The sequence below is a fragment of the Rhodobacteraceae bacterium M385 genome (assembly GCA_025141835.1).
GTDB lineage: Bacteria > Pseudomonadota > Alphaproteobacteria > Rhodobacterales > Rhodobacteraceae > Gymnodinialimonas.
Map to the genome: position 1 here is coordinate 2589316 of CP081102.1, position 12680 is coordinate 2601995.

The following is a 12680-nucleotide window of genomic DNA, read 5'->3' on the forward strand; positions in this document are numbered from 1 at the left end:
AGAGCATGCATTTTCGGGGACCATTGAAACGATGCGAAAACTACTCACTGTTGTTGTCGCGCTGGCCATTTTGGCGGGCGCATATTCCTTTACATTCGGCGTGCCTGCGCCGCTTCTTGCAATGGTTTCTGGAACAACGGATAGCCCGGCAGAGGCTGATGATACTGCCGCAGCCGCGCGCCCCGGCGGTGGGCGCGGTCCCGGCGGCGCGGGCGGACGTGGGGGCCGTAGAGGCGGGTCAAACACCACTACCGTTGTGACCCAAGCGCTGGAGGTGCGCCCCTATGAAAGCGTTATCAGCGCCGTGGGCACCGCCTCGGCTTTGCGCAGCGCGGATGTTGTATCAGACGTTGCGGGCACCGTGGTTGAGACCAATCTGATCGCCAACCGGGAGGTCACCGCGGGCGATGTTCTTCTGCGCCTGGACGCCCGAGCCGAGGTCTTGAACCTTGAAGTTGCAACGGCGCAATTGGAACAAGCCAACGCCACCGTCGCACGGTACGAGCGTTTGCAAGCCACTGGCAATTCCACCGTCACCGATGTGACCCTGTCCGAGGCTCAGTTGGCACAACGGTTGGCCGAGGCCGACGTGGGTCTGGCCGAACTGGCCGTTGAAGACCGGATTATTCGCGCGCCAATCAGCGGGCGCCTGGCACTAAGCGATGTAGAGGTTGGCGACACAATCAGCGCCAACAGTGTGCTGGTCAGCATCGACCAGTCGAGCTCGTTGGTAATTGAGTTTGAGCTTCCAGAACGTGCCGTGGGGCTCTTGGCCGAAGCCGAGGAAGTGCTCGCCTCCACCTCTTCGTTCACCGGGCGGGTGTTCACAGCCTCCATCATATCCTTCGACAGCCGCATTGATGACGTGACCCGCAGCGTCACGGTCGAGGCATTGATCGACAACACCGAAGGCCTGCTATGGCCCGGCATGACCTTTGCCGTGCGCCTGACGCAGGAAAGTGAGCCTTTGCCTGTTGTTCCTTCGACTGCCATCACATGGTCACGGGAGGGGTCGAGCGTTTGGATTGATGCGGGGGGCGTGGCCGAACAAGTGCCGGTGACGATCCTGTATCGCCAAAACGACTCTGCCTGGATCAGCTCGGACATTGCCGAGGGGGCCATGGTGGTGACGGAGGGTGCCCACAAACTGCGCGACGGCGCGGCGCTATCGACCGGGGCTGGCGAGGGGGCCAATGCTGGGGCCGATGCGGGAGGTCGCCCCCGTGACCGCGAAAACGGACAAAGGGGGCAGACCGCAGGGGCCGAAGGCGCGCCAGAGGCCGAACGCGCCGCCCCAAGCGCCGACGCCACCAACCCGGAAGACGCGACATGAGCACGCCCCAAGCCCCAAGCCGGAAATCTGGCTTCACCGACCTGTTCATCGCCCGCCCAATCCTTGGCATCGTCCTTAACCTGTTGATCCTAATCGCTGGCTTAGCCGCATTGGTGGCCGTCGACGTGCGCGAAATGCCCGATGTGGATTCCCCGGTTCTGTCGGTTCGAAGCTCTTACTCTGGGGCCGTCGCCGGAACCGTGGACCGCGATGTCACGCAGGTGCTGGAAGATGCTCTGAGCGCGTTGGAAGGCCTCGCTTACATGGAGTCCACCTCCAGCGCTGAATCCAGCCGCATTACCATCGAGCTTTCCGGCAGCACCGATGTGGATGTCGCCGCCAATGAGGCCCGAGAGATCGTATCGAGCACCCTGCGCCAGTTGCCCGACGGGCTTGATGACGACCCCACCGTCACCAAAAGCGATGCCGCCGCAGACGCCATCATCCGCTTGGCGCTTCTGGGGGACGCGGACCTGAATACGCTGACCGCCCTTGCCGAGGGCGCGGTCTATGACCGGTTGTCCACCATCGACGGCATTGCCGAAGTCACCGTGCGTGGGGACCGCGCAAACGAGTTCCGGGTCACCTTGGACCGCCCTGCCCTGCTAAGCCGTGGCCTGACGATTTTTGACGTCTCAACCGCTTTGGAGGCGCTGCGTGATGACACCCCCTTGGGCACCTTGGAGACCGATACCCAAACCCTGGCCCTACGGGTCGGCAATGCGAATGTGACAGTGGATATGGTCGGCCAAGTGCCGATCGACGCCAATACCCGCGTCGCCGATGTGGCGTTCGTGCGCCTGTTGCCGGAAGACGGTGCAGTGGTCACGCGGGTGAACGGGCAGACGGCTGTCGGCCTCGACATTACGCGGCAATCGGTCGGCAACACTCTTGCGATTTCGCGCGATGTGGGCGTCGCGGTGGAAGAACTCCGCGCCTCACTTCCCGAAGGGGTGGAGCTGGTGGTGACGTCGGACGATGGCATTTTCATCGAAGGCTCCATCAGCGAAGTGATTAAATCCATCGGCCTTGCGACCCTTATCGTGATTGCGGTGATCTTCGCCTTCTTGCGCTCTCCCCGGGCGACGATCATCCCCGCAATCACCATTCCCGTAGCCTTGGTGGGTACAGTTGCGGCGATCTGGATCACCGGCTTTTCCGTCAACACCATCAGCCTTTTGGCACTGGTCTTGGCAACCGGCATGGTTGTGGACGATTCCATCGTTGTGATTGAAAACATTGTGAGAAAACGAAAACAGGGCATGGGGGCGTTCGCCGCTGCGGCGTCCGGCACGAATGAGGTGTTCTTTGCCGTTATCTCCACCACTGCGACCCTTGCGGCGGTGTTTATCCCGATCTCGTTCCTGCCCGGCCAAGCGGGCGGCGTGTTCAGCGAATTCGGCTTCGTGCTGGCCTTTGCGGTGACCCTTTCGTCGATCACCGCCTTGACGCTCGCCCCAGTGCTTGCGGCCTTCCTTGACCCCGGCAAAATCGCAGACACGGCCGCCGTCCCATCCAAACCCGGTTGGCTGTCACGGGCGTTTGACACCGTCATGGACCACGCCATTCGAATGCCCCTTATTGTCGTGGCCGTCGCGGGTGGCTTTGCCATTATTGCAGCGGGCGCGGCGGGGTCCTTGTCCTCCAGCATCACCCCGACCGAGGATCGCGGCTTCTTCCTTGTGATGGCGCGGGGCGCGTCGGACACCACGATCGATTACCTCGACACCCAAGTCGAGATGATCGAAGAAATCCTGACCCCCTACCAAGAAAGCGGCCAGATCGCTGCGGTGCAAAGCATCATCGGAATTGGCGGCGGCACCAGCGCCTTCATTATCGTGCGCCTGCCTGATTGGAATGAACGCGACTTCTCGCAAGAACAGATCGTGTCCGAGATCAGTACCCTTCTGGCCGAGGTTCCCGGCGTACAGGCCAGCGCCCGGTCCACCAACAGCCTCAACATTCGGGGTGGCGGGCAAGGTTTGCAGTTCGCGGTCACCGGCACGAACGTTGATGATATGACCGAGGCCGCAGCCGAGCTTGTGGCCGCCATGGGCCAGGACGACAGCTTCTTTAACGCACAGCTGTCCAACGATTCCGTGCAGGCCCAGTACGAGGTGCGCGTTGATCCCGAAATGGCCCGGCTCTTTGGTCTGACGGAGGCGGAAATCACCCAAACCGTCAGCGCGATGATCCAAGGCACCACCGCCGTGACCGTGTTTGCCGACGATCAGGAAACCGATGTGTCCGTGGTCCCTGGCGGGCCGCCGATCAATGACCCATCGGACCTCGACTCGATCCAGTTGCGTCTGCCCGGCGGCGGCTATGTGCCCCTGTCCTCGGCCGCGACGCTAGAGCCTGTCGTGACCCAATCATCGCTGCAACGCCAAGGCGGCGCGCTGGCCGTTTCCGCCCAAGCCAACCTTGCCGAAGGCGTCGATCTGGGCACTGCCATGGCCCGCCTGTCCGAGATCGCAGAGACCAGCCTGCCCGACGGCATGGGCCTGATCTTCACCGGAGAGGCCGCATCGCTGAGCGACAGCCAGACGGCGATGTACACGGTGTTCGGCGTCGCGTTCCTGATCGTATTCCTCGTGCTTGCCGCCCAATTTGAAAGCGTTGCCAGCGCCTTGGTCATCATGTTGACGGTGCCTTTCGGACTGGCCGCGGCGCTCCTGGCGATCTCCGTGACCGGCGGGTCGTTGAATTACTACAGCCAAATCGGCTTGGTGATGCTGATCGGCGTCATGGCAAAGAACGGCATCTTGATCGTCGAGTTCGCCAACCAATTGCGCGAAGCGGGCCAGGATATCGACAGCGCCATCCGCGATGCCCTGCGCCTGCGCATCCGGCCTGTGATGATGACGATGGTCTCCACCGTCTTCGGCGGTTTGCCCCTGATCCTGACCTCGGGCGCCGGCGCAGAGGCCCGGATCGCCGTGGGCTGGGTGATCGTCGGCGGCCTAGGCTTCGCCACCGTCTTCACCCTCTTCCTGACGCCCGTGTTCTATCGCTGGATCACCGTCTGGGGCGCAGAACCCGGCATGGCCGCAAAACGCCTTTCGCGTGAGAGTAACGCAGACGAAACCGTTCCGGCACAATAGCGCCGCATGACGGCGACCGCGCGGATTTGAGTGACCACTTGGCTCTGAAAAGTCCGTCCGTAGAGCGCATGCGCCCGACCACCATTCAGCGAAGATTGCTGGTTATATTCGAAGCGCTAAGCAATGCGGTTGATTTAGTCGACCACGCGACATCAGACGTAGCCGAGAAAGTGGACTCGGGCAAACGGCTCGAATTGCTTACTGCCGAGGAGGTCGAAGGGATCTATGGGACTACACTGCAAGTCATGCGACTTGTCGCCCTTCTGCGACTGGGGGATCGGTTGCGCAATGCCTGTTCCGAAACACAGGAATTATTGGCTGGCGCGTTCGGAGGGCCCAAGGGTCTACCAGGTCCACACGAACGGAGAAGGGGACGCGAAGTCGCTGCATTCCTTCCCGGCATAACGGTCGGTTTAGGCCTTAATGCCACAAGGGGTGACCACAACACACAAAAGACTTCAGCATGTGATGCAGCGAATGAACTAAAGGCAAACCTTCCTCTACGGATCCCGTAGCGAACGCAGTTATTGCGGAATTCCCCGACGGATACGATGAACTAAAAGCTATCTGGAAAGCGCGGGAAACCGATAAAATTATTGGCGATGGTGTGGCTCGCGGCTTGAAAGTCGGTGAACAGCTTCGGTCCAACAACAAGATGGGTCACTAATTCCTCTTATCAAAGCCAGAACTTCCACCGATCCTTTGGATTTTGACCGATGTCCAGCAGTTAAGAAGATTCTGCATCTCTTGCATCGCACGTGGAAGTCCTGCGCACTGGGTTTGGAGAGTTCATCGGCCTTGCTTCGCTCGGAGTCTGTGTTCTCTCACTAAAGTCTGACCGCGTGCAGCTTGATATTCGTGCCGCCCTTGGTCTGGCCAATTAGCCGTTCGTTCCCCCTTTTTTCACCTCCAGTCTGGAGGCCGTACGGCAGGCCTTGAAGTACGGCCCGTCGATAAAGATGGTATTATTGCAAAGCGCTTATCTGGCCGAACGCATCTTGATCCAAGCAAAAACGCCCACGTCACACCACCCTTTTTTCATCGGTTGGAAAATGTCTTTGACGGACGGTGCTCGGCAGGTGGGTCGCATCACCGAAACCGATTTTGATTAATGCAGATGATCACACTCAAAACGTGCAGATCATCCACACAAGATTGACCTCGGCTCTTTCCGGAAATTTGGGAGACGGCGATCAATTTGCGCCTAGTACGGCCAGTCAAAGTTGCTCACTATATCCCACAAAGCGATGGGGTTTGCATCATGCGGCCGTGGGGACAACTAGCCGATTGATGGGTCCTTAAGCCTAAACAGATATCTAATATTTCAGCGGATTTTACACGCTCCGGATCATGCCACCGTCGACACGCATCATCGAACCGGTCACGTACGAAGCTCGGGTAGATGTGAGAAAGGCCACCACTGCGGCGAATTCTGACGGATCACCGTATCGACCTGCGGGAATTGTTGCCCGTGACGCCGCACTCACTTCTTCAACCGTAATTCCGGTCTTTGCGGCCTTGCCCTCATCAAGTTCTCGGACCCTGTCAGTAGCGATACGCCCCGGTAGAACCACGTTAACTGTGATCCCTGCGCCGGCAACTTCTGCAGCTAGGGTCTTCGACCAGCCAAGGATTGCGCCGCGCACTCCGTTGGAAAGCGCTAGATTGGGGATCGGGGCGATCAAACCAGAAGAGCCAATGGTAACAATGCGCCCGAACCCGCGCGCCTTCATACCGGGAAGCAATGCGTCTGTGAGACCAAAGATGGGAAGGGCCATCGCTTCGAATGCGTTTGCCCACGCGGCTTGAGATAGGCCATGGGCTGGACCTGCAGACGGGCCGCCGCAGTTATTTACGAGGATGTCGATGCCTGCCTCTGCCATACGCTCCCCAACTTCGGCGACGTTTCCTTCGACAGTGATGCTCGAAGGCTTCCTCAAGTGAGATGGGCGACCCAGAGTTACTTGCTGACCCAAGGCACCACCGCGAGGCGTCTAACTCGAATCCGTTAATCTCAATCCGGCCATCGTTGCGTTTTGCCAGAGATATTTGTGTTGTCATCGTTACCGTCTGCTTTGTAAGATAGCTTACAAATGGTAGATAATTGACACAGATTTATGACAAACCACGATTCAAACCTTACACTTTCCGAGCGACGCACGAATATCTTGGAAACTGTTGAACAGAGCGGTTTCGCAACGATTGAAACCTTAGCCGAACGTTTCAGGGTTTCCGCGCAAACGGTTCGTCGCGACATCATTGCGCTAGCCAATGCTGGCCGTTTACAGCGATTTCACGGTGGTGCAGGGCCGGTAGATCAGGCGGAAGCCGCTAGACTTGATTACAGTGCAAAGCGAAACATCGCCCGACCCGAGAAGCAGATTGTTGGGCGGCGAGCTGCAAAACTCATTCCTGATGGTGCAACGCTCTACCTCGATGTTGGAACAACGATAGAGGCCTGCGCAGTTGAATTGGCGAAGCGCCCTAGCTTCACTGTTTTCACCAACTCCATGCCCGCAGCAATGAAGTTCGATCCGGCCCACCATCAAGTCCACCTGCTCGGGGGCCGCATGGCGGGTCGAGATGGGTCCCTTGTTGGCGCAGAAATCGTTGATCGCCTCCGGAATGTGCTTTTGGACTACGCGTTGATTGCTTGCTCAGCCATCGACCAAGACGATCGAGTGATGGATTTCGATGTAGATAAGATCGCAATCAAACAAGCAGCGCTGCAGTCAGCCCGTCATCCCTTTTTGCTTGCGACCAGGAGTAAATTCAACAGAACAGCTCTCGCGGTCGTCGCCTCAGTCGAGGACTTTGATCAAGTCATCTCCGAAGGCTGACATCCGAGCGCACTACGGCATCGGTCGAAAGGTGCTCGAATAGGTCATTACTTGCGGTGGTAAATAATGAATAAGACTGGCGGATCAGCATCACGCGAACGGCCCAATCCAGACATTGAGCGGAGATCGGGTCGCCGCGCCGCAACTCCCTGAAAACGAACCTTGCCGGTGGCACACAGCATTCTAACGATCTGAGGGACAGTTTCGCGTATTTAGATTTCAGCAGGCCTTTAGATATTACACCACTGGTGCAGAACGAGGCTATCTCGTGTAGGCCACAGACCAACGATCGCAAACTGTGCTAGTTGTCCGATCCAATCCCCGTCACGCGCCGATCATCAAAAGCAACGAACTAAGCGTCTCTGAGCGCTACAGCCCTCTGTGGCGCCTGATTAAGTTTTCTAATAGATCAAGCTCCGTCATGATTACCGCGATGCTATCAGCGGAAATCTCAGCCTGCGCGTAGGGGCCAGTTTCAGGATCACCTGTTTCGATAAGGATCAAGATTTCTTCGGGATCGTCACGTAACCCATTGAAAAAACCTAAGACCTCAGACGGCTCCATTAGGACCATGTGATCTTCATCCTCTGTAAGCCTTAAACCCAAGACCGCTTCGGTGCCTTCCAGAAAAAGGCCTGCGCGCAGTTCCGTGCGAGGAACGTCGTGGAAAATTGGTCCAATGGTGGAACCATCCAACATCGTATTGTCGGGCGCAATGTCGATCGAAAAATCGACCTCTGTCAGTTCGCCCGCAGCGTTGTAGTCCAAATTGAACGCCACGCCCAAGCCCGAGGCGATGTCGACATTGCACCAGAACCCGCCTGAATTCTCATCTGAGGGATCGTCTTCTGCAATCCGCCCGCAGCCAGTCATAAGCTGGCCCGCTGTTTCCCCTTCGGTGCGCAGCACGCCGACTAGGTTTGGCTGAAACTGAAGGTAGCCGGTATCGGGATGGCCGTGGACCTGCTCGTACACCCGGTAAATTGGGCCAAAGGTGTCATTAGGCACCAAAACGCACACGATGCGGGTGGAGACTATACCAGGAGTTGCCATGAGATCAGGGGTAGCGGCAGGCGTGGCATCAGCGGGCAGGTCCTCGCCAACACTAGTCTCGGTACAATTTGCCGGATCGAATGCAAAAGAGGGGCTGGTCAGTGCAATGGCCGCGAGAGCGGCAAGAAGTATGGAATGGAACAAAAAATAATCCTCTAAGTACGAGGATACGGTATAAGAGCCGATTGAATTTACAACATTTTTCGACGGTACCGGCTGCTCGTTTTGCAGGCATTAAGTCAAATCCCGCCTAACGATCGATTTATAATTTGCCATAGTTCGCTACGCGAGCCTGCACACAACGTTCACTTTGGGTCGGTTTCGCGACGCAGGTGTCGTTCGACGCGAACGGCCCATTCCGGACCATCGCCGCCCGTGTCGGCGCCGCAACGCAGCTTCCCCGAAGCGGACGTTGATCACGGATGCAGCGTCTGAGAGCGCCGGAAGGCAGCTAAGCGGGACAAAGCGGACCCTCGCTGCGGCTGCTCCGACGGCTGCTCTTTGGAGTCGGCTTATAACAATGGAACAGTTTGGCGGCCGCCTAATCCATTGCAAAGCTCTAGTAATCATCAAATTCTGGGACGTTCCCGAGCCTGACAAGAAAGCTGGGGGTTCCTACTTCGCCACTGTGTGGGTCTTCACTAATCGTATAGGCATCGGCGCCGGCGCAATCGTCGGATTGAGCTTCTCGTTCCGCTCTGTTTTGGGCTTCTGCTGCCGTCGAATATTGAAATTGCTTGCCAATTTTCAGGCGTGTCTGCCCATTGCGTCCGGGCTTCTGTTCCACATATGTCTGACAGATATAATGCTCTTTCGTTGTGCTCTCATCAGCGGTCGTCATAGGTAGATCCTTCTTGCGTGGTGGTGCGCCGTGGAAGCTTCGAAGGCGCGGGCGAAACGTGCGTTCTCGCTATATTCGGCATAGCGCGAGCCTTCTTGAAGGCACTACCGTGAAGGCTTCTTCGGCGTATTGGCTTCACGCTCCAGGCGCGCAATGCGAAGGCGGTCGCTTTTTTCCTGACGCTCCGCGGTCGCTTCTTCGACCATCTTTCGGGCGATCCGGGTTGTCTTATCAATCGGTGTTTCCACCTTGTGATATTGCGTCTTGAATACGCTTGATTTTGTCAGCTTTGCCAAGTGGTATTCTCCTTGTTGGTTTCGCGCTGGTGGCTTTGATCAAAGCCTTTCATGTCAGTGCCAAGTGTCTGTTAGAGCCTTGAGGTTTGTGGATTGGCGGCTCTGGCTGGTCATCGCGTAGTTTTGTTTGAATATCCGGCGCGGCCATGGCTCGCATCAAAGCTGCATAGTTTATCTGAAACCGAATTTCCGTTCCCACGCGAAGCGGGGTCCCTCTCGTGCCAATCACAAGATGATCGCTCGTTGCTCCGATGAAAGTAACTCCAGGCGGCATCAAAAGGCCCGCCGCGTCGATATCCTGCTGCCCAAGGCCGAGAATTATTTTATTATTTATCAGCGCATTACGGATAAGCTGATTGATTGCAGGGGTGCCAATGGTATTTTGAAAGAATTGGCGGGCAGATCCGGCGCCCGCCTCGATCACTTCGGCGACAAGCGTAAAGGCGTCTCGATGCATACCTTCGATTTGCCTCCCTGTGAGCGGATCGACGCCAAGAAGTACTGCCTCCCCAATACGCAAATCATTGACCCGGCCGGTAGCGTGCACCTCGAGTGCCCAAGGCAAGTTAGCAGAATTGCCCCCCGATACTGTCCGCAAGACCGCGCCGCATTGTCTTTCGACCGCATTCGCAAGCGACGACAAGGCCCGCATTTTGGCATCGGTTGGGGAAATGCCGCTAAGACATGCAAAGTTGGCCCCGATACCTTTTAGGGCAACTCCCGGCATACCGACCACATGCCGTGCCATGTCCCCAACGTCGCTGGGTTTGATCCCCTCACGCTGATCACCCATTTCGACCATCAGAAAAATGTCATGCACTTTACCTTGCCGGAGAGCAGCAGCGGCCAAGGCTGTTATGACGGATGGCTCTGTGTTGTAGCTCGCATCGCAGAGTTGCACGACGCCATAGACCTGGCTCAGTAGCGGTGTTCGGATCAAGGTGATCGGACAGGTCAGTCCAGCCTGACGTAACCGTCTCACATTACTTAACCGCGCCTCGGCCAGAGACACGGCGCCTCCGTCAAGCATGGCCTGGGCAATAGCTGGATGTCCACAGACCGCTTTGGTCACCGCGGTCACGCCAATGCCGCGTCCCTTCAGGCGCTCAACAAGGGTTCGCGTGTTGCCACGTATCTTGCTCAGGTCAACTTCAACGCGAGGGCAACTCATGTCGCGGCCATGGGTGGTCCATTCCGAAGACCGGGATAGGCCGCGGTCACCATCGCCAAGATATTTGCAATTGGCCTGTTAAGCGCATCGGTGACGGGCAGACCGAGTATCCCACTCTGCTCCGCAATGGTGCTTGTGATCTCGCTATCCGACATGCCCTCGTGGTTGAGCGTGAGACCGATGACTTTGGTGTCTGAAAACGCCTCGATCAACGCAATTTCACTCGCCGGAGTGGGCATGGGCATATTGGGAAAATCACAACGATGTGTGCGTTTTGGAGCGTGCTGAAGGATAACTGCGTCGGGTTGACTGCCTCGTAGGATAAAGGCCGATGTACAGAACGCCGGATGGCTTAACGCACCTTGGCCCTCAATCAGAATAACATCGGGTTGCTCTGCCTGCGAGGCTGCAACAATGGCACCCTCAAGTTCGCCGCAGCAGAATTGGGGAGGAACGGCATCCATGGCAACGCCATATTTAGCGCCCTGCATCAGTCCTGTCTGGCCTGTTCCCACCAACACAGTCTTGATGCCCTGTGCGTTCAGTGCACGGGCAAGGACCGTTGCCGTTGTCCGCTTGCCGATCGCGCAATCTGTCCCAAGAACGGCGATACGCAACGCGTCGACATTTGCGATGCTGCCATCGAACAAGCGCATGTCTTTGCTAAGCTTCGGCTTGCGGATGTCGCGGATTGTGACCTGTCTGTTCAATGCGGCTTGCGCGATTTCGATGTCATCGCTCAGATACTCATGCAGGCCACTGACGATGTTCATACCGTGCGCGATCGCTTCCAGCACGACGGCACGGTCCAAGATTGATAGCCGCCCCGTAGAGGGGGCCATTCCAAAGATGAAGGTATTAGGCTTGACGTGTTCGTAGAGGACAGCGGAATCTAGATCTTTGAGAATAGGTATCGTGTTGTTCACGCCGTCCAGCACCTGTCCGCTGTTTGTGCCGCTACACGAGCTGTCGATGACTGAAACAATTCGGTAAGCCTCTGAATGCCGCACAAGGCCGTTGGCTGTCTTACCATCAACTTTGGCAAAATTGCCCTCGCAATATACAACTGCTGTCGGCAACGCGGTGGATGCAAAGGGCGAAGATAATCGTGCCGCTGTGCCCTGGATCACGGAGGGCGCTTGAGCGCCATTAATCGGGCGGCGCACGGAATCTGCCGCTTGGATATCGGTCTTCATCTAATTTTCCTTTGATTGCGGGACCGCCTTCCAACTGGTTGTTGAGACGGTCCACTTAATGCGAAGAACTCAATTGTTGAGTACGCATTGTCCCCTGTATTGCTGGAAGTTCCTGTCGCATTCCCAACGGTTTCCAGACCTGTTGAGATGAGCATTCGCGGGGATTTCGATCGCCTCGCAGCCTATGTCGGAAGCTTCATATCCCCTCTCGCATCTCCACCCTTGGCCAAAAGATGAATCGTCAAAATATGCGAATTCCGGGATGTCGACGGCTGAACACAGACCGTCTTGTTCGAAGAATCCACGGTTGCAGCTCCAAGGGAGACCATGGGTAGACTCATTCAAATAGCCGTTGATCGGAACCACGATCGGGGTGCAACTGCCTTCCGCCCGCTCAAAACCGCGGTCACAATCCCAGTCGTCATCCACCAAATAGCCGTTTTCAGGCACGACGACCTCTTGGCAGGCATTATCCGTTCGGAAAAAACCACGTGAGCAGCGCCAGCGTTCGCCCGAAGCGCCCAAATAGCCACCTTCTGGAACAACCACGGCAACACAGGTCGTTTCTTCGACCAGTTGATAGCCGTGATGACATTCCCACCCGGAACCATAGGCGCGGTTTGTCTCATAGGCATTCGTCGGCGCCACGACGGCCGAACATCCATCGCCGATGTGGCGATACCCGATGTTGCAAACCCACCCGTCACCATAGCTTCTTGCACTCGCGTTTTCAGGCATCGTTTGAGAAAATGCAGGAAGTACAAGAAGGAGAAGAGCTATGATTGGCCCCATGCAAGCAACCCAGAGAAATCGGGCGTCGGGCAATACAAGCGGCCGACAAAACGA

At 57.1% G+C, this 12680-nt stretch carries 10 protein-coding genes; 3 read left to right on the forward strand and 7 right to left on the reverse strand.

The features are described from left to right. The first annotated feature begins 31 nt into the window (after nucleotides 1-31). Together K3728_12600 and K3728_12605 are read left to right on the forward strand one after the other, a co-directional pair. Entirely contained in the window at nucleotides 32-1333 is a 1302-nt protein-coding gene (locus tag K3728_12600; GenBank protein UWQ94549.1) for an efflux RND transporter periplasmic adaptor subunit, read from the forward strand. Next, on the forward strand, nucleotides 1330-4437 hold the full coding sequence (locus K3728_12605) for an efflux RND transporter permease subunit (GenBank protein UWQ94550.1): 3108 nt from the start codon (nucleotides 1330-1332) through the stop codon (nucleotides 4435-4437). Before K3728_12600 ends, K3728_12605 begins: the two co-directional genes overlap by 4 nt. Nucleotides 4438-5771: 1334 nt before the next feature. On the opposite strand, the gene K3728_12610 is transcribed toward K3728_12605, so the two are convergent. Next, entirely contained in the window at nucleotides 5772-6320 is a 549-nt protein-coding gene (locus K3728_12610; GenBank protein UWQ97547.1) for an SDR family oxidoreductase, read from the reverse strand. A 234-nt stretch (nucleotides 6321-6554) separates the two neighbouring features. Here K3728_12610 and K3728_12615 point away from each other — a divergent pair, with 234 nt between their 5' ends. Beyond that, nucleotides 6555-7277, forward strand: coding sequence for a DeoR/GlpR family DNA-binding transcription regulator (locus K3728_12615; protein ID UWQ94551.1), 723 nt, complete (start codon nucleotides 6555-6557; stop codon nucleotides 7275-7277). Nucleotides 7278-7646: 369 nt separating this feature from the next. Here K3728_12615 and K3728_12620 read toward each other — a convergent pair whose 3' ends face one another. From K3728_12620 to K3728_12645, 6 genes are all read right to left on the reverse strand, one after another. Beyond that, nucleotides 7647-8330, reverse strand: a complete 684-nt coding sequence (locus K3728_12620) for a hypothetical protein (protein ID UWQ94552.1) — start codon at nucleotides 8328-8330, stop codon at nucleotides 7647-7649. 559 nt (nucleotides 8331-8889) lie between these two features. Beyond that, nucleotides 8890-9171: a hypothetical protein gene (locus tag K3728_12625; protein ID UWQ94553.1), complete on the reverse strand. Its 282-nt coding sequence runs from the start codon at nucleotides 9169-9171 to the stop codon at nucleotides 8890-8892. A gap of 104 nt (nucleotides 9172-9275) precedes the next feature. After that, complete coding sequence (locus tag K3728_12630; protein UWQ94554.1) at nucleotides 9276-9467, reverse strand: hypothetical protein; 192 nt, start codon at nucleotides 9465-9467, stop codon at nucleotides 9276-9278. Nucleotides 9468-9516: 49 nt separating this feature from the next. Continuing rightward, entirely contained in the window at nucleotides 9517-10638 is a 1122-nt protein-coding gene (locus K3728_12635; GenBank protein UWQ94555.1) for an alanine/ornithine racemase family PLP-dependent enzyme, read from the reverse strand. Beyond that, the gene (locus tag K3728_12640) at nucleotides 10635-11834 is read right to left on the reverse strand and encodes a DUF1611 domain-containing protein (protein UWQ94556.1); all 1200 of its coding nucleotides are present in this window, start codon (nucleotides 11832-11834) and stop codon (nucleotides 10635-10637) included. The genes K3728_12635 and K3728_12640 overlap by 4 nt, the downstream gene beginning before the upstream one ends. A gap of 69 nt (nucleotides 11835-11903) precedes the next feature. Further along, complete coding sequence (locus K3728_12645) at nucleotides 11904-12626, reverse strand: hypothetical protein (protein ID UWQ97548.1); 723 nt, start codon at nucleotides 12624-12626, stop codon at nucleotides 11904-11906. Between the last annotated feature and the right edge of the window lie 54 nt (nucleotides 12627-12680).

Coding starts and splice junctions, on each gene's coding strand:
- K3728_12600 (UWQ94549.1), top strand. CDS start 32: ATGCGAAAACTACTCACTGTTGTTGTCGCGCTGGCCATTTTGGCGGGC.
- K3728_12605 (UWQ94550.1), top strand. CDS start 1,330: ATGAGCACGCCCCAAGCCCCAAGCCGGAAATCTGGCTTCACCGACCTG.
- K3728_12610 (UWQ97547.1), bottom strand. CDS start 6,320: ATGGCAGAGGCAGGCATCGACATCCTCGTAAATAACTGCGGCGGCCCG.
- K3728_12615 (UWQ94551.1), top strand. CDS start 6,555: ATGACAAACCACGATTCAAACCTTACACTTTCCGAGCGACGCACGAAT.
- K3728_12620 (UWQ94552.1), bottom strand. CDS start 8,330: ATGGCAACTCCTGGTATAGTCTCCACCCGCATCGTGTGCGTTTTGGTG.
- K3728_12625 (UWQ94553.1), bottom strand. CDS start 9,171: ATGACGACCGCTGATGAGAGCACAACGAAAGAGCATTATATCTGTCAG.
- K3728_12635 (UWQ94555.1), bottom strand. CDS start 10,638: ATGAGTTGCCCTCGCGTTGAAGTTGACCTGAGCAAGATACGTGGCAAC.
- K3728_12640 (UWQ94556.1), bottom strand. CDS start 11,834: ATGAAGACCGATATCCAAGCGGCAGATTCCGTGCGCCGCCCGATTAAT.
- K3728_12645 (UWQ97548.1), bottom strand. CDS start 12,626: ATGGGGCCAATCATAGCTCTTCTCCTTCTTGTACTTCCTGCATTTTCT.